Source organism: Gluconobacter albidus, from assembly GCF_002005485.1.
In the GTDB taxonomy this organism is placed as follows: Bacteria; Pseudomonadota; Alphaproteobacteria; order Acetobacterales; family Acetobacteraceae; genus Gluconobacter; species Gluconobacter albidus.
The window spans coordinates 762,566-779,428 of the sequence record NZ_CP014689.1; the positions used below are offsets into that span (position 1 = coordinate 762,566).

Sequence of the window (16,863 nt, forward strand, 5' to 3'; positions counted from 1 at the left end):
TAGCTGCATTCTCACTCGCATGTTTGCAGGAGACACGACGCATGGCCGAACGGATGTTGCAGTTCGTCACCCACCCCCAGGTGCTTCCGGAGAAGCGCGACGCGCACGAACGCCGTCAGGACTTCGGGGAGATTTATCGTGGGTTCGCGCGCAGCCGGGCGGAAGAGCAGGCGTCGCGTTGCTCGCAGTGCGGGATTCCGTTCTGCTCCGTGCATTGTCCGCTGGGGAACAACATTCCCGACTGGCTGAAGCTGACGGCGGAAGACCGGCTTGAGGAAGCGTATGAGATGTCGTCTGCGACGAATACGTTTCCGGAGATCTGCGGGCGGATCTGTCCGCAGGACCGGCTGTGCGAAGGCAACTGCGTCATCAACAAAGGCTTTGAGAGCGTCACCATTGGCGCTGTTGAGCGGTTCATTACCGAAAATGCGTTCGAGCAGGGCTGGGTGAAGCCGGCGCTCCCGGATCGTGAACTCGGGCGCAGTGTCGGAATCGTGGGGTCGGGGCCTGCGGGGCTGGCCTGTGCGGAGCGGCTGCGGGCGCAGGGTTATGAGGTTCATGTCTATGAGCGTCAGGACCGTGTGGGCGGGCTCATGACGTACGGTATTCCGAGCTTCAAGCTGGAAAAGCATGTCATGGCGCGGCGTCACGCGCTGCTGGAGGCGCAGGGGATCGTGTTCCACCTCTCCACGCCGGTTGGTTCGGGCGAGGGCGAGACGGCGCTTGAGGATCTGCGGGCGCGGCATGATGCGGTATTTCTCGCAACAGGCGTGTATCGCTCGCGTGATGTGAAGGTGCCGGGAGCCGGGCTTGAGGGTATTGTCGATGCGATCGACTTCCTGACGGCATCCAACCGTCGGGGCTATGATGAGGATCCGGGCGAGGATGCGGCGCTTCATGCGAAGGGGCGTCGGGTCGTGGTGATTGGCGGTGGTGACACGGCCATGGACTGCGTGCGCACGTCGATCCGTCAGGGTGCCGAGCGTGTGACATGCGTTTACCGTCGGGACCGGGCGAATATGCCGGGGTCGCGACAGGAAGTTTACAATGCCGAGGAAGAAGGCGCGCATTTCGAATGGCTGGCCTCGCCGGAAGCGTTTCTGGGCGATGACAGCGTGTCGGGTGTACGGGTGCTGAAGATGCGTCTGGGTTCTCCGGATGCATCGGGGCGCCGGTCCATCGAGGGCACGGGGCAGCATGACGTGATCGAGGGCGATCTGGTCATCAAGGCTCTTGGCTTTGATCCCGAGGATCTGCCGGGGCAGTTCAATACGCCTGAGCTGGCTGTGACGCGCTGGGGCACGCTGACGGTGCCGCCGGGGGGCTTTGAGACGAGCCTGCCAGGTGTGTTCGCCGGGGGCGATATTGTGCGCGGAGCGAGCCTTGTTGTCTGGGCTATCAAGGACGGCCGGAATGCGGCCGATGCGATCCATCATCATCTGACTGAAACAGTAACCGGTTCTCTGGAGGCCGCGGAATGACACAGAATAACGATTTCATCCGCGAGTATGCCGAGAACGTCGAACGGCTGAAGGGGCTGTATGACCCGTCGCAGGAGCGCGATTCCTGTGGTGTGGGTCTGGTCGCGGCGCTGGACGGCAAGCCGTCGCGCAGTGTGGTTCAGGCGGGAATCGAGGCGCTGGGCAATATCTGGCATCGCGGTGCGGTGGATGCAGACGGCAAGACCGGCGATGGCGCGGGCATTCATGTGGAAATCCCGCAGGATTTCTTTGCCGAGGCGATCCATAACGGCTCCAGCGACGACACGATCGACGGGCGCATTGCGGTGGGCATGGTGTTCCTGCCCAAGACCGATCTGGGATCGCAGGAGCGCGGCCGTCAGATCATCGAGACGGAGATCCTGAACTTCGGTTACGGGATCTATGGCTGGCGTCAGGTGCCGATTGATACGGCATGCATTGGCGAGAAGGCCAACCAGACGCGGCCGGAAATCGAGCAGATCATGATCCGTAACCGGCTTGGCCGGTCCGAGGACGAGTTTGAGCGCGACCTGTACGTGTTGCGTCGGCGGATCGAGAAGCAGGCGACGGCGCAGCAGGTTGATCTGTATGTGTGTTCGATGTCTTGCCGCTCGGTAATCTACAAGGGCATGTTCCTGGCCGAGAACCTGACGGATTTTTATCCGGATCTGCTGGATGAACGGTTCGTGTCGCGGTTTGCGATCTATCATCAGCGATATTCGACCAACACGTTCCCGACCTGGAAGCTGGCCCAGCCGTTCCGCAAGGTGGCGCATAACGGCGAAATCAACACGATTTCGGGCAATACGAACTGGATGCGCTCGCATGAGACGCGGCTTGCACATCCGGAGCTGGACCCGTACATGGCGGATCTGAAGCCTGTGGTGCAGGCTGCCGGTTCGGATACGGCGGTTCTGGACAATGTGTTCGAGCTGCTGACCTTCGCCGGGCGGGATGCGCCGATGGCGAAGACGATGCTGGTGCCGGCCTCTGGCGGTGCGAATTCGGCGATGTCTGACGCGGCGCGGGCGCTGTTTCGGTACTGCAATGCGGTGATCGAGCCCTGGGATGGTCCGGCGGCGCTGTGTGCGACGGATGGGCGCTGGGTCGTGGCCGGGCTGGATCGCGCCGGGCTGCGCCCGTTGCGGTACAGCATCACGCAGGATGGTCTGCTCATCGTGGGCTCCGAGACGGGGATGGTCCGGGTGCCAGATGCGCGCGTCAAAAGCCGCGGGCGGCTTGGTCCGGGGCAGACGCTGGCGCTCGATCTGAAGGAAGGGCGGCTTTACCAGTCTGAAGAGCTGCTCGAGATGCTGGCCTCGCGTCAGGATTTCCAGGGCTGGGTGAAGCGCATCCGCGATATCGAGCCAATCGTGCGCGATGTTGTGGAGCCTGAGGCGCTGGACCCGGATGTGCTGCGGCGGCATCAGGTGGCGGTCAGTCTGACGCATGAGGAACTGGAGACCATTCTGCACCCGATGGTGGAGAATGCGGCCGAGGCTCTGGGCTCGATGGGTGATGATACGCCGCTTCAGGTCCTGTCGAAGATCTATCGCGGGTTGTCGCATTATTTCCGTCAGGGGTTCAGCCAGGTCACGAATCCGCCGATCGATTCCCTGCGTGAGACGCGGGTGATGAGCCTGATTACGCGGCTGGGCAATCTGGGGAACATCCTCGATCAGGCGCCGGAGCAGTGCGATCTGTTGCAGCTGCCGAGCCCTGTGCTCACGATTGGTGAGTTCGACGAGCTGCGGAAGGTCTGCGGCGAGAATGCTGGCGTGATCGACTGCACCTTTCCGGCTGAAGAGGGCGAGGAAGGTCTGCGAGCGGCGATTGCGTCCATCCGGGCGCAGGCTGAGGATCATGTTCGTGGCGGGTGCACGCATCTGTTCCTGACGGATGACAATACGGATGCGACGCGGGTTGCGATTCCGATGATCCTCGCCACCGCAGCCGTGCATATCCATCTGGTGCGCAATTCGCTGCGGACGTTTACGTCGCTGAACGTGCGGACGTCCGGGGCGATCGACGTTCATGCGATTGCCGTCACGATTGGTGTGGGTGCGACGACGGTGAATCCGGCTCTGGCGCAGTATTGCGTGGCGGACCGGCTGCGGCGCGGGCTGTTCGGCAAGATGTCGCTGCGTGAGGCGATGGAGCGGTATCGCAAGGCCGTGGATAAGGGTCTGTTGAAGATCATGTCCAAGTCGGGCATTTCGATCATTTCGGCCTATCGTGGCGGGTATAATTTCGAGGCAATCGGGCTGTCCCGTGCGCTGGTAGCAGAGTTCTTCCCGGGCATGCCGTCGCGGATTTCGGGGATTGGTCTGCCGGGAATTGCGCGGAACGTTCTTGGCGCACATGCGGCCGCGTGGAACCGGAAGGTCGAGGCGCTGCCGGTCGGCGGACGCTACAAGCTGCGGCGTCAGGGTGAGACGCATGCGTTCTCCGGCCAGCTGGTCCACATGCTCCAGAGTGCGGTGACGGCGAACAGCTTTACGCTATACCGGCGTTACGCGGATGCGGTGCGTCAGATGCCGCCGGTGGCGCTGCGGGATCTGCTGGATTTCAAGCCGCTTCATGCGCCGGTTCCGGTGGATGAAGTGGAGAGCATCACGCAGATCCGCCGTCGTCTGGTGGCACCGGGAATTTCGCTGGGCGCTCTGAGCCCCGAGGCGCATGAGACGCTGGCGATTGCCATGAACCGGATTGGTGCGAAATCCGATTCCGGTGAGGGTGGCGAGGATGCCGAGCGCTCCAAGCCGCGTCCGAACGGGGACAATGCGTCTTCGGCGATCAAGCAGGTGGCGTCCGGGCGTTTTGGTGTGACCGCGCAGTATCTGAATGACTGCCGCGAGATCGAGATCAAGATGGCGCAGGGTGCGAAGCCCGGCGAGGGTGGGCAGCTTCCGGGGTTCAAGGTGACGGAACTGATCGGGCGTCTGCGTCATGCGACGCCGGGGGTGACGCTGATTTCGCCGCCGCCGCATCACGACATCTATTCGATCGAAGATCTGGCGCAGCTCATTTACGATCTCAAGCAGATCAATCCGACGGCGACCGTCACGGTCAAGCTGGTGGCGCGGACGGGCATTGGCACGATTGCGGCCGGTGTTGCGAAAGCCAAAGCGGATGCGATCCTGATTTCCGGCCATTCGGGAGGGACGGGTGCGAGCCCGCAGTCTTCGATCCATTATGCGGGTCTGCCGTGGGAAATGGGGCTGTCGGAGGCGCATCAGGTGCTGATGCTGAACCGGCTGCGTCATCGTCTGGTGCTGCGGACGGATGGCGGCATCAAGACTGGCCGCGACGTTGTCATGGCGGCGATGCTGGGCGCGGAAGAGTTCGGCATTGGTACGGCCGCGCTCGTGGCGATGGGTTGCATCATGGTGCGCCAGTGCCACTCCAACACCTGTCCGGTGGGCGTGTGTGTGCAGGACGAGAAGCTGCGCGAGAAGTTCGGGGGATCGCCGGAGAAGGTCATCAACCTGTTCACGCTGATTGCGGAAGACATCCGGCATATTCTGGCGGATCTGGGCGTGCGGTCGCTTGAAGAGGTGATCGGACGGACGGATATGCTGCGTCAGGTGTCGCGTGGTGCGGATTATCTGGATGATTTGGATCTGAACTCCCTGCTGGTTCAGGCCGATCCGGGCGAGCATGCGCGTTACTGCACCCGTGAAGGGCGTAACGAAGTGCCGGAGACGCTGGACGGGCAGATCATCCCGGATGCGACCGCGCTGTTCGAGCGTCGGGAGAAGCTGCACCTGCATTACACCGTGCAGAACACCCATCGTGCGATCGGTACGCGGGTTTCGGGGCTGATCACGCGCAAATTCGGCATGAAGGAGCTTCCGGAAGGCCAGCTTACGCTGTCGCTGCGCGGGTCTGCCGGGCAGTCTCTGGGTGCGTTTGGTGTGCAGGGGCTCAAGATCGAAGTCGAGGGCGATGCCAACGACTATGTCGGCAAGGGGCTTTCGGGGGCGACGATCGTTGTCCGCAAGTCACCGGCGGCGCAGTGGGCGTCCGAGCAGAGCGCGATCATCGGCAATACGGTTCTGTACGGAGCGACGGCGGGGACGCTGTTTGCGGCCGGGCAGGCGGGTGAGCGCTTTGCAGTGCGAAACTCGGGTGCGACGGCGGTGGTCGAGGGCTGTGGCTCGAATGGCTGCGAATACATGACCGGCGGGACGGTTGTGATCCTTGGGGAGACGGGCGACAATTTTGGTGCCGGTTTCACGGGGGGCATGGCTTATGTGCTGGACGTGAAGGGGCGGTTCGAGGCGCAGATCAACCCCGATACGGTGATCTGGAGCCGTGTGCAGGCTGGCAGCCGCTGGGATCAGGAGCTTCGGGCGCTGGTTGAGCGGCATGTGGCGGAGACCGGCAGCACCTATGCCGAGGATCTGCTGCATTGCTGGGAGCGGACGCTGGAGCGCTTCTGGCACGTCGTGCCGCGCGATTATGCGCGGATCATCGGCTATGTTCAGGAAGATCTGTCCCAGCTTTCGGCCTGAGGCGCGTTATCCCTGCCTGGGGCGGAGTTTCAGGCAGGGGCGCTCCACGAGGCGCCATGACAGGATCGCGCCACCGATCGTGGTGAGGAGCGTGAAGATCACGGCATGTCTGCGGCCAAGGCCGTAGCGGGCCTGAAGGTCGCCAGCCATCATCACCAGCGGGAGATGGCACAGATAAAGCCCGTAGCTGTGGGTGCTGAGGCTGCGGACCGCCGGGCCGATCAGGGGCGGCAGGGTTCGCAGGCGCATCATCGCGGGCATGCAGAGCGCATAGCCGAAGCCCACGACATCGAAAATCGCCATAGTCTGAAAATGGTGTGTCCAGAGCGGGATGGGCAAAAGGTCTGCCAGCCATGTCGTCAGGACAATCCCCGTGCCGATGAGGGCCAGTGGGATGTGCAGGCGGGAAACGGTTTTCGCGTATCGGGTGAGGCACGCAGCAGTAATGCCCCATGCAATCGAGTCGAAACGGCAGGGAACGATCTTGCTGGTGACCTCGTCCCAGTTGACGTCTGCGGGCAGAGATAGCCGCCAGCAGAGCGGCACGATGAAGAAGGCTGCAAGCGTGCTTCCAAAGGCCAGGGCCGGTTTGACGCGGCAGGCGAGAAGGGTGAGCAGCAGGGCGGGGAAGGTGATGTAGAACCATTCCTCCACGCAGAGTGACCATGTGACGCCATACCAGTTCGAGACCATGGGCCAGCCGAGATTTTGCGTCAGGGTCAGGAACCATGGCAGGACGCGGCGGGCTTCGTCCCAGACCACGCCGTAGGGGCCGAAATAAGCGAGCGGGATCAGCAGGAAGAACAGCCAGACATAATAGGCCGGGAGGGTTCGCATCCATCGGCGGATAAGGAAAATGCCCCAGCCTTTCAGGGAGGTTCCGCGTTCCAGCAGGTCCAGCATGATCGTGCCGATCAGGAAGCCGCTGAGGACGAAGAACAGCATCACACCGTAGAAGCCCAGCACCGCAAGATGGAACGGGAGTGTGCGGTGCCACCAGTCCAGAAACAGGCTTCCGTCATGGCAGATCAGGACATCGAGAATGGCGACCGAACGCACCAGATCGGGGCCTACGATTCGCTCCCGAAGATTTTCAAAGGATGTCAGGCGCTCAGATGCCTGGGGGGGGTATTTATGCATGAAGTGGCGGAAGATCCGGGGTTGCGGGCTGTGTCGCGGTTGGGCGGCAGTTTTACACTACGGATTTGTCATCAACATCCCGTTTGACGGCGGGGATTGTGGCTCTAAGGTCAGGGTATGACCATGCTCTTTTCTGCCGCTGACGGCACGCCCAATTCGTCCTCCGGGGAGCAGATGCCGCCCCGCTGGGACCTCTCCGATCTCTATGCTTCGCCGGAAGATCCGGTGCTGGCGGCGGATTTTGATCGCTGGGCGGGGGAGGCGCGCCGTTTCTGTGAGACGTACAAAGGACGTCTGGGCGATCTGGGCGGGGCGGAACTCGCTGCGGCCTTCGCCGAATATGAGGCGATCGAGGAAGGTCTCGGGAAGATCGGGTCGTTCTCCAGCCTGGGCTTTGCTGCGCATACGACTGACCCGGTCTGGGGGCGGTTCGCGCAGGGTGTGCAGGAGCGGATGACGGAGGTGGCCTCCGACCTGATGTTCTTCACGCTGGAGCTGAACCGGATCGCGGACGAGGATCTGGCACAGATCTGCGAAGCGCCGGAAATGCGCAAATGGGATGCGTATCTGCGGGATCTGCGGATGTACCGGCCCTATCAGCTTTCTGATGAGGTCGAGCAGGTGCTGATGGACAAGTCGGTGACGGGGCGAAATGCCTGGAACCGGCTGTTCGATGAAACCATGGCGACGCTGAGTGTCACGATCGACGGTGAGGACAAGCCGCTGGGCGAGGCGTTCAATCTGCTGACAAATGCGGATCGTGCGAAGCGTGAGGCTGCGGCGCAGCAGATCAGTGCGGTTCTGGGTGAAAACTCGCGGCTGTTGACGATGATTACCAACACGCTCGCCAAGGACAAGGCGATCGGGGACAAGCTGCGGGGTTATCAGCGCCCGACGAGTTCGCGCAATCTGGCGAACATGGTTGAGGACGAGGTCGTTGATGCGCTGGTGGGCGCAGTGGATGAGGCCTATCCGCGACTGGCACACCGGTATTATGCGCTCAAGGCGAAGTGGCTCGGGCTTGAGAAGCTGGAGCACTGGGACCGCAATGCGCCGTTGCCGGGTGTCGAGGTGCGGAAGATCGACTGGGAGCAGGGCAAGGAGATTGTGCGCACGGCCTATGCCGGGTTTGATCCGGGTCTGGGCGAGATCGTGAACCGGTTCCTGACGCATCCTTGGATTGATGCGGCACCCGTGGCGGGCAAGTCTTCAGGGGCGTTCTCGCATTCCTGCGTGCCGTCAGTGCATCCCTACATCCTGATGAACTATCGCGGGCAGCCGCGGGATGTCATGACGCTGGCGCATGAGCTGGGACATGGCGTGCACCAGACGTTGGCCGGGAAAAAGCAGGGCTATCTGAACGCCGATACGCCGCTCACGCTGGCGGAGACGGCGTCGGTGTTTGGCGAGATGCTGACGTTCCAGTCATTGCTGGATGCGGAGAGCGATCCGAAGCGCCGTCGTCACATGCTGGCGGCGAAGGTCGAGGATATGCTGAACACGGTTGTCCGGCAGATCGCATTCTATCAGTTTGAAGTGAAGGTTCATGACGAGCGCGCGAAGGGCGAACTTTCGCCGGAGCGTCTGGGAGAAATCTGGCGTGAGGTCCAGGTGCGGAGTCTGGGGCCTGTGTTCCACTTCACACCGGATTATGACCTCTACTGGTCGTATATTCCGCATTTCGTGCATTCCCCGTTCTATGTTTATGCGTATGCTTTCGGGGACTGTCTGGTGAATGCGCTTTACGGTGTTTATCAGGAAAAGCCTGAGGGTTTTGCTGCGAAATACCGCACCATGCTCGAAGCGGGCGGAACGCTGCGACACAAGGAACTGCTCGCGCCGTTCGGACTTGATGCGACAGATCCGAGTTTCTGGCGTAAAGGACTGGATGTGATCTCGGGGCTGATTGATCAGCTCGAGCAGGAGGACTGAGGAGCATCATGGCGAGGGATCTCGACAACACCGGCCTTATGGGGGAACTGCGTCGCATGGCGCGGACTTCCGGCGCGGTCGGCGGTATTGCGGCGCGGATGGCGGGCAACCGTCTGGGCTTCAAGACGGACAAGGGCGTTCATGCAGAGGGCCTGAAGTCGGCGTTGGGAAACCTCAAGGGCCCGCTGATGAAGGCGGCCCAGCTTCTCTCCACTATCCCGGGTGCGCTTCCGGATGAATATGCGGAAGAACTGGCGCATCTGCAGTCCAACGCGCCGCCGATGGGCTGGAGCTTTGTGCGCCGTCGGATGCAGGCGGAGCTTGGGGCGGGGTGGGAAAAGCATTTCCGCTCCTTCAGCCATGAAGCCGTGGCGGCAGCGTCGCTCGGACAGGTGCACCGGGCGCGTCTGGTCGATGGGCGCGAGGTGGCGTGCAAATTGCAGTATCCGGATATGCAGGCTGCTGTGGATTCGGATCTGCGGCAGTTCCGGGCGGCTTTGGGCATTTACAAGCAGTTCGAGACGACGATCCGGCAGGATGAGGTTTATACAGAACTCGCGGACCGACTGCGCGAAGAGCTGGATTACCGGCGGGAAGCGAGCCATTTGCGGCTGTATCGGGACATGCTTTCCGAGACGCCCGAGGTGACGGTTCCGGCGCCGGTGGAGGAACTGTCCACCGGACGGCTGCTGACGATGGATTGGGTGAGCGGCCGAAGCATGCGGGTCGTTCTGGGCGAAAACCTGCGGCTGGAAGATCGCAACGCGATGGCCACGGCACTGTTCAAGGCCTGGTACACGCCGGTCTATCGCTATGGTGTCATTCACGGTGATCCGCATATGGGCAACTTCACCGTGCGGGACGACTATGGTCTGAACCTGCTGGATTTCGGAGCTGTGCGGATCTTCTCGCCGCGTTTTGTGGAGGGGATCATTGATCTGTTCACGGCCCTGCGTGAGAACAACGAGGAAATGGCCTTCCATGCCTACAGCAAGTGGGGCTTCGTCGGAATCTCGCGTGAGACGGCGGGTATTCTGAATGAATGGGCACGCTTCTTCTATCGTCCGCTGATGACGGACCGGGTTTGCTCCATGCAGGAGAGCAACGATCCGGCGGAAGCGCGCCAGGTTCTGGAGAAGGTATATGACGGGCTCAAGCGCACGGGCGGTGTGAAACTGCCGCGTGAGTTTGTGCTGATGGACCGCTCCGCGATCGGACTGGGCAGCGCGTTCCTGCGCCTGGAGGCGCGGCTGAACTGGCACAATATGTTCGAGGAACTGATCGAGGGCTTCGATGTGAATGTGCTGGCAGCACGGCAGAAAGAGGCTCTGGCGAAGGCGAAGGTGCCCCCGGCGCTGTCTTCGCTCTGAGACAAAACGGCCCACCTTCCTGCTGTTCAGATGGTGCTGAGGAGCAGGCTGGTTTCTGAGTTGAGAATGCCATCCGTCATGCGGACGTCGCGCAGAACGCGGTCGAAGTTCTGAAGTGTGTCTGTGCGGATTTCGGCGATCAGGTCCCACGCGCCGTTCGTCGTGTGAAGGGCGTGAAGCTCGGGGATGGCGCGCAGGGAGCGGATAACCGCCGTCGTGGATTTTCCAGCGACTTCGATCAGCATGATGGCGCGGATTTCGTCGTGATGTTCGCGCGCTCGGACTGTGAAGCCCAGAATGGCACCACTTTGCAGCAGGCGATCCAGCCGTGATTGTATGGTCGCGCGGGACACGCCCGCGATAGTGGCGAGTTTTGCGACGGGCGCGCGGCCATCTTCACGCAGGACGGCAATCAGTTTGCGGTCGAGATCATCGAAAATATGCATCTGACATTATGATATTTCAGAATTGACGATCTGTCATAAGAATCCTGAAAGACTGTACAGATTGTGCATTCAAACCGCTTATTCGTGACGGCACCATTTTCCTGTAGCAGCAAGCAGGAGAGATCATGGTCCAGTATGTCGGTGTCGGGAACCTCATCAGTCTGGTGCGTGCGGTCGGGGTAGAAACCTTTTTGAGCGAACTTGCCGGGTTTATCGAAAACGATTTCCGGCGCTGGCCGGAATTTGACAAGACGCCGCGTGTGGCCAGCCATTCTGCCGAAGGCGTGATCGAACTGATGCCGACCGCTGATGCTGCGCTTTATGGCTTCAAATACGTCAACGGGCATCCCGGAAATACGCGGCAGGGTCTCCAGACCGTGACGGCATTCGGGGTGCTGTCGGATGTGGCGTCGGGGTATCCCCTGCTGCTGTCGGAAATGACGCTGTTGACGGCCCTGCGGACTGCGGCGACGTCTGCGCTGGCTGCGCGCTATCTTGCACGGCCCGACAGCAGAGTGATGGCGATGATCGGACTGGGCGCGCAATCCGAGTTTCAGGCGACGGCGTTCAGGGTGCTGCTGGGGATCACACATGTGCGGGTGTATGATGTCGATCCGGCTGCAGCTGAAAAATTCTGCCATAACATGGCGGAAAGCGGGCTGGAAATTCTGGTGGCGCGGAGCAGTCAGGAGGCGGTGCTGGGCGCAGATGTGATTACCACCGTGACGGCCGACAAGCTGAAGGCGACCATCCTGTCAGACAACATGATTGGCGCCGGTGTTCATATCAACGCCGTGGGAGGCGACTGTCCTGGCAAGACGGAGCTTCAGGCAGATATTCTCAGGCGCGGGCGTGTTTTCGTGGAATATCCTGAACAGACGCGCATCGAAGGCGAGATCCAGCAGATGCCGGAAGATTTTCCGGTGACGGAGCTGTGGCAGGTCATCACCGGAGAGGCGGAGGGGCGCCGGTCTGGTCAGGAGATCACGATTTTTGATTCGGTCGGCTTTGCTACGGAAGATTTTTCGGCGCTGCGATATTTGCGCGACAAGGTTCAGGGAACCGGATTCTATACGGAGATCGACCTTGTGGCCGAACCGGAAGATCCCCGGAACCTGTTTGGTCTTTTGCAGCAAAACTGAATTTTTCTGGTCCATGGGAATACAGTGATGACGTCTTTCTCAATTCAGGCCCCCAGAGCGGTTGTCATGATCCGGCCGCATCATTTCCACCCCAATCCGGAGACGGAAGGGGACAATCTGTTCCAGACCCGTGATGGCACCCGGACGGGTGTAGAGATTGCGGAGCAGGCTTATGCCGAGGTCAGCCGGGCTGCGGAGAGCCTCGAAAAGGCGGGGGTTCAGGTTCATCTGTTTGAGGATGAGGGCCGGGATACGCCTGATTCCGTGTTCCCGAACAACTGGTTCTCGACGCATGCGGGCGGTCACGTCGCCATTTATCCGATGTTTTCACCGAACCGGCGGCGGGAGCGGCGTTCAGATGTGATTGAGATGCTGAAACAGCAGTATCGCGTTCAGGATGTCATTGATTATTCAGGGCTGGAGCAGGATGGCCTGTCGCTGGAAGGAACGGGGGCCATGGTTCTCGATCATATCAGCCGGATTGCGTATGCGGCGAAGTCCAACCGGACCAACGAAGTGGCCATGGAGCGCTTTTGCACGCATTTCAATTTCGAGCCGATCGTTTTCGATGCCGCAGATGAGGGCGGACGACTCATTTACCACACCAATGTCCTGATGTGTGTGGGAACGGAGTTTGCGCTGATCGGCCTGGAGACGATCGGTAATCCCGTCCGCCGTCGGGAGGTGCATGACAGGCTTGCAGAGAATGGTCGGGAGATCGTTGATCTTTCTTTTGGGCAGATCAACGATTTTGCAGGAAATGCTCTGGAGCTTTCGGGCGCCGGAGGGCGCGTTCTGGCGTTGTCACGCCGCGCCCTGACGGCGCTCCGGCCACAGCAGATCCGGGCGATCGAACGTTCGGCCACGCTTCTGCCGCTCGACGTACCGACCATTGAACTGGCCGGTGGGTCTGTGCGCTGCATGATGGCGGGCATTCATTTGACCCGGCGCCCCTGAGGGAAGGGTCTTGAGGAAAATCAGAAGATTTCCTTGATGAGATCGTTGCCGATGCTGAATCCGGCACCGGCTTCGACAGAGCGGGCGAAGCCGGAATTGAGAATGTTCGAGATGAAGTTGTTGTCGGGCACGGACTGCACCGGCTGGACGGGGATCTGCTGCGTCGGAGCCTGATAGGGGTTTTGTGTGCCGTAATCGGGCTGCGCGTTGGCGAGGGCCGCGTGGAGCTGTTGCAGGAGGTTCGTGACCTGCTGCTGTTCAGCCTGAAAGGCGAGAGCGAGTTCGCGCAGGTCGAGAGACCATTCGCGGGCCTGCATGTCACCGGTCTGGGCAGCAGCCTGCATCTTGGAGCCGAGAGCCTGAAGCGCCTGCGCGGATTGCTGGGCCTGCTGCTGGAGCTGGGTGTAGGTCTGCTCGATCGTCTGGACGTCCATGACGGTTTTTCCTTCAAAGAGACATGGCTGTTGATACCGCCGGGCTGCGAGTCTCTCCATCCCTTTCAGCAATAAAATGTCATAAAGATACGCAGGCGGAATGCTGTCCGTCCGGATGTGTGTGCAGATGCCTCTTGCCCTGTGTCACGGGGTTTCCCATCTTGCGATGATGGCCACAAAACCGACCTCTTCCGTGCGCAATGCCGCATCCATGCCCCTGACGCAGTTTCTTCCCGAGAGGCAGCCCGTCAAACCCAAGACGCGTAAACTCGTCGTCAAGTCGGACTATGATCCGGCGGGCGATCAGCCGACAGCGATTGCGGAGCTTGTGCAGGGCGTTGAGGGCGGCGAGCGGGATCAGGTTCTGCTGGGCGTTACGGGGTCTGGCAAGACGTTCAGCATGGCGAAGGTGATCGAGGCAACGCAGAAGCCGACGCTTATCCTCGCGCCAAACAAGACGCTGGCGGCGCAGCTTTACGGGGAGATGAAGCAGTTCTTTCCGGATAATGCGGTCGAGTATTTCGTGTCCTACTACGATTACTACCAGCCGGAGGCTTACGTGCCACGGTCGGACACGTATATTGAGAAGGACAGCCAGATCAACGAGCAGATTGACCGGATGCGCCATGCCGCCACACAGGCGCTGCTGGAGCGTAATGACGTCATCATCGTTGCATCCGTCTCCTGCATTTACGGTATCGGGTCGGTCGAGACATATTCGAAAATGGTGGTGCGGCTTGAGGTCGGGGGGTCCATTGACCGCGAACGGCTGATCAAGGCGCTGGTGGAGTTGCAGTACCGGCGCAATGACGCGGCGTTCGAGCGCGGGACGTTCCGGGTGCGGGGGGAGCAGATCGACATCTTCCCGGTGCAGAACGAGGACCGGGCTTGGCGTGTGTCGCTGTTTGGCGATGAGATCGACCAGATCGTGGAGTTTGATCCGCTGACGGGAAACAAGACGGCGGATCTGGCGGAAATCAGCGTCTATGCGAACTCGCATTACGTGACGCCGCGTCCCACGCTCAATCAGGCGATGATCGGGATCAAGAACGAACTTCGCGGGCGGCTGACGCAGTTCACGGAAGACGGAAAGCTGTTGGAAGCGGAGCGTCTGTCGCAGCGGACCACGTTCGATCTGGAAATGATCGAGACGACGGGGGCGTGCAAGGGGATCGAGAACTACTCGCGCTATCTGTCGGGGCGTGGCCCCGGTGATCCGCCGCCGACGTTGTTTGAATATCTGCCGGAAGATGCGCTGCTGATCGTCGATGAAAGTCATGTCACGGTGCCGCAGATTGGCGGAATGGAGCGTGGGGACAGGGCACGGAAAAGTGTGCTGTCGGATTACGGGTTCCGTTTGCCGTCCTGCATCGACAACCGTCCGCTGGCGTTCGGGGAGTGGAATGCGTTTCGGCCGCAGTCGATCTTTGTCTCCGCGACGCCTGGCCCTTGGGAAATGGAGCAGACCGGCGGTGTGTTTGCCGAGCAGATCATTCGTCCGACGGGGCTGATTGATCCGGTGACGGATGTGCGTCCGGTTGAGGGGCAGGTGGATGATCTGCTGCACGAATGTCGGGATGCGATCAGCAAGGGCGGCCGTGTGCTGGTCACGACGCTGACCAAGCGGATGGCCGAGGATCTGACGGATTATCTGGGCGAAGCGGGCGTCAAAGTCCGGTATCTGCACTCGGATGTGGATACGCTGGAGCGGATTGAAATCATCCGCGATCTGCGACTTGGGGCCTTCGATGTGCTGGTGGGAATCAACCTGCTGCGTGAGGGGCTGGATATTCCGGAATGTTCGGTCGTGGCCATTCTCGATGCGGACAAGGAAGGGTTCCTCCGGTCCAAGACTTCGCTGATCCAGACGATCGGGCGTGCGGCGCGTAACGTCGATGGGCGTGTGCTGCTTTATGCGGACAAGATGACGGACAGCCTGAAATACGCAATCGAGGAGACGGCGCGACGTCGGGCCAAGCAGACGGAATGGAACGAGGCGCACGGGATTACGCCGATGACGGTGCGCTCGAAGATTGGCGATGCGCTGTCGTCGGTGTTCGAGCAGGATTATGTGACCGTGGCGCCGGATGGCTCTGGCGATACGGAACAGTTCGTCGGCAAATCGTTGCCTGCTACGATTCAGGATCTGGAAAAGCGGATGCGGGAGGCCGCGGCCAATCTGGACTTCGAGCAGGCAGCCCGGTTGCGTGACGAGGTCAAGCGCCTGGAAGCTATTGATATGGGGCTTGAGCCGCCGCCGATTGCCAACTCGACCGCTGGAAGACCTGGTGCGCGTAAGGCTCCGAAGACGCCTGTGCCTTTGGGGCCGGGTGGGGGCGGGTATGATCCGGCCAAGAAGAAACGCGGACGGGGAGGCCGCTGAGATGGCTGAAAAGACGCCGCTTTCGTATTATCTGTCGCCGAAAGGTGCGGCGGTGATGCGCGCTGAACTGAAGGAACTCGCGCAGAAGGAACGGCCGCGCATTGTGGAGATCGTGTCCTGGGCGGCGAGTAATGGGGACCGTTCGGAGAACGCGGATTATCAGTATGGCAAACGCAGGCTGCGGGAAATCGACCGGCGGATGCGGTTTCTGGGCAAGCGTCTGGAAAATGCGGTGATCGTCGATCCCGCCGGTCAGACGACGCGGGACCGCGTGTTTTTTGGCGCGACCGTGACATATGTGGACGAGGATGACGTCGAGCATACGGTGACGATCCTTGGCGTGGACGAGTCCGATCTGGCGCGCGGCGAGGTCAGTCTGGTCTCGCCGGTGGCGCGGGCACTAATGCGGACGCGCGTGGGCGATGTTGCGATGTTGCAGACGCCGCGCGGGCCGGTTGAGATCGAGATTTTGAAGATTGTCTATCCCATGGCGGTGGCGGCGGCTTGATTGCTCATGGCAGGAGCGTGCGGTCGCGCAGGCGTTCGGCTGTTTCCCAGAGTGCCGTGCGGTTGGAGTCCCAGGTCAGGTGCTGGCGGGCGTCTTCGTAAGAAAACCAGCCACAGGTCGTGTGTTCGGCAGAGAGAGACAGGGTTTGACCCGTGGCGTCGGCTGCGAAGCAGTGTTCCGGGATAGCGTAGAGCAGCGGCGACCATTCGGAGCGGGCTGCAAAATGGCTGACCGGGATGGTGGCGCTGGCCTGTAGCGGAAAAAGGGGTGTGTCGGCCGAGAGGCCGCTTTCTTCCTGCATTTCGCGTCTGGCGGCTTGCAGGGGTGTTTCGCCGTCGTCACCGCCGCCTGCGATGGGTTGCCAGTCCCCGGAATCGCTGCGGCGGAAGAGGGCGTATTCGGTGCCGCGATCGGTTTTGCGGAACGGCAGGACGAGAACCTGAAACGGAGCGCGACGTGGGGTAGTCATTTAAGAAACTCCGGGGTGCGGGATTTTGAAAAACCGTGTCATGCGGTTACAGAGGACTGGACCACTCCCCTTTCTCCCTGCCGG

Annotated in this window: 12 protein-coding genes; 8 read left to right on the plus strand and 4 right to left on the minus strand. The window is 61.1% G+C overall.

The window, feature by feature from the left end; all coding sequences use genetic code 11:
• The first annotated feature begins 41 nt into the window (after positions 1 to 41).
• Complete coding sequence (locus tag A0U94_RS03390; RefSeq protein WP_077802442.1) at positions 42 to 1,481, plus strand: NAD(P)-dependent oxidoreductase; 1,440 nt, start codon at positions 42 to 44, stop codon at positions 1,479 to 1,481.
• Entirely contained in the window at positions 1,478 to 5,998 is a 4,521-nt protein-coding gene (gene gltB, locus A0U94_RS03395; RefSeq protein ID WP_062033430.1) for a glutamate synthase large subunit, read from the plus strand. The genes A0U94_RS03390 and gltB overlap by 4 nt, the downstream gene beginning before the upstream one ends.
• Before the next feature lie 6 nt (positions 5,999 to 6,004).
• Here gltB and A0U94_RS03400 read toward each other — a convergent pair whose 3' ends face one another.
• Positions 6,005 to 7,138 carry an acyltransferase family protein gene (locus tag A0U94_RS03400; protein ID WP_077802443.1) on the minus strand — a complete coding sequence of 378 codons (1,134 nt, stop codon included), beginning with the start codon at positions 7,136 to 7,138 and terminating at the stop codon, positions 6,005 to 6,007.
• Positions 7,139 to 7,261: 123 nt separating this feature from the next.
• Here A0U94_RS03400 and A0U94_RS03405 point away from each other — a divergent pair, with 123 nt between their 5' ends.
• Positions 7,262 to 9,070 carry a M3 family oligoendopeptidase gene (locus A0U94_RS03405; protein WP_077802444.1) on the plus strand — a complete coding sequence of 603 codons (1,809 nt, stop codon included), beginning with the start codon at positions 7,262 to 7,264 and terminating at the stop codon, positions 9,068 to 9,070.
• Between the two features lie 8 nt (positions 9,071 to 9,078).
• A complete protein-coding gene (locus A0U94_RS03410) occupies positions 9,079 to 10,440 on the plus strand; it encodes an ABC1 kinase family protein (RefSeq protein ID WP_077802445.1) in 1,362 nt (453 codons plus the stop codon).
• Between the two features lie 26 nt (positions 10,441 to 10,466).
• Here A0U94_RS03410 and A0U94_RS03415 read toward each other — a convergent pair whose 3' ends face one another.
• Positions 10,467 to 10,886, minus strand: a complete 420-nt coding sequence (locus A0U94_RS03415; RefSeq protein WP_062033416.1) for an Lrp/AsnC family transcriptional regulator — start codon at positions 10,884 to 10,886, stop codon at positions 10,467 to 10,469.
• Positions 10,887 to 11,011: 125 nt separating this feature from the next.
• Here A0U94_RS03415 and A0U94_RS03420 point away from each other — a divergent pair, with 125 nt between their 5' ends.
• Both A0U94_RS03420 and ctlX read left to right on the plus strand, forming a co-directional pair.
• Positions 11,012 to 12,028 (plus strand): ornithine cyclodeaminase, encoded by a 1,017-nt coding sequence (locus A0U94_RS03420; protein ID WP_077802446.1) that lies wholly within the window; start codon positions 11,012 to 11,014, stop codon positions 12,026 to 12,028.
• A 27-nt stretch (positions 12,029 to 12,055) separates the two neighbouring features.
• Complete coding sequence (gene ctlX / locus A0U94_RS03425; protein WP_077802447.1) at positions 12,056 to 12,985, plus strand: citrulline utilization hydrolase CtlX; 930 nt, start codon at positions 12,056 to 12,058, stop codon at positions 12,983 to 12,985.
• 20 nt (positions 12,986 to 13,005) lie between these two features.
• On the opposite strand, the gene A0U94_RS03430 is transcribed toward ctlX, so the two are convergent.
• Positions 13,006 to 13,419 carry a hypothetical protein gene (locus tag A0U94_RS03430; protein ID WP_062110543.1) on the minus strand — a complete coding sequence of 138 codons (414 nt, stop codon included), beginning with the start codon at positions 13,417 to 13,419 and terminating at the stop codon, positions 13,006 to 13,008.
• A 169-nt stretch (positions 13,420 to 13,588) separates the two neighbouring features.
• Between A0U94_RS03430 and uvrB the strand changes: the two genes are divergently transcribed.
• Both uvrB and greB read left to right on the plus strand, forming a co-directional pair.
• The gene (gene uvrB, locus A0U94_RS03435) at positions 13,589 to 15,802 is read left to right on the plus strand and encodes an excinuclease ABC subunit UvrB (protein WP_077803814.1); all 2,214 of its coding nucleotides are present in this window, start codon (positions 13,589 to 13,591) and stop codon (positions 15,800 to 15,802) included.
• 1 nt (position 15,803) lies between these two features.
• Complete coding sequence (greB, locus tag A0U94_RS03440) at positions 15,804 to 16,310, plus strand: transcription elongation factor GreB (RefSeq protein WP_077802448.1); 507 nt, start codon at positions 15,804 to 15,806, stop codon at positions 16,308 to 16,310.
• A 4-nt stretch (positions 16,311 to 16,314) separates the two neighbouring features.
• Here greB and A0U94_RS03445 read toward each other — a convergent pair whose 3' ends face one another.
• Entirely contained in the window at positions 16,315 to 16,779 is a 465-nt protein-coding gene (locus A0U94_RS03445; protein WP_077802449.1) for an NUDIX hydrolase, read from the minus strand.
• Positions 16,780 to 16,863 lie beyond the last annotated feature (84 nt).

Excerpts from the sequence above, each read along its gene's own strand:
- A0U94_RS03390 (WP_077802442.1), top strand. The coding sequence starts at position 42 with ATGGCCGAACGGATGTTGCAGTTCGTCACCCACCCCCAGGTGCTTCCG.
- gltB (WP_062033430.1), top strand. The coding sequence starts at position 1,478 with ATGACACAGAATAACGATTTCATCCGCGAGTATGCCGAGAACGTCGAA.
- A0U94_RS03400 (WP_077802443.1), bottom strand. The coding sequence starts at position 7,138 with ATGCATAAATACCCCCCCCAGGCATCTGAGCGCCTGACATCCTTTGAA.
- A0U94_RS03405 (WP_077802444.1), top strand. The coding sequence starts at position 7,262 with ATGCTCTTTTCTGCCGCTGACGGCACGCCCAATTCGTCCTCCGGGGAG.
- A0U94_RS03410 (WP_077802445.1), top strand. The coding sequence starts at position 9,079 with ATGGCGAGGGATCTCGACAACACCGGCCTTATGGGGGAACTGCGTCGC.
- A0U94_RS03415 (WP_062033416.1), bottom strand. The coding sequence starts at position 10,886 with ATGCATATTTTCGATGATCTCGACCGCAAACTGATTGCCGTCCTGCGT.
- A0U94_RS03420 (WP_077802446.1), top strand. The coding sequence starts at position 11,012 with ATGGTCCAGTATGTCGGTGTCGGGAACCTCATCAGTCTGGTGCGTGCG.
- ctlX (WP_077802447.1), top strand. The coding sequence starts at position 12,056 with ATGACGTCTTTCTCAATTCAGGCCCCCAGAGCGGTTGTCATGATCCGG.
- A0U94_RS03430 (WP_062110543.1), bottom strand. The coding sequence starts at position 13,419 with ATGGACGTCCAGACGATCGAGCAGACCTACACCCAGCTCCAGCAGCAG.
- uvrB (WP_077803814.1), top strand. The coding sequence starts at position 13,589 with ATGGCCACAAAACCGACCTCTTCCGTGCGCAATGCCGCATCCATGCCC.
- greB (WP_077802448.1), top strand. The coding sequence starts at position 15,804 with ATGGCTGAAAAGACGCCGCTTTCGTATTATCTGTCGCCGAAAGGTGCG.
- A0U94_RS03445 (WP_077802449.1), bottom strand. The coding sequence starts at position 16,779 with ATGACTACCCCACGTCGCGCTCCGTTTCAGGTTCTCGTCCTGCCGTTC.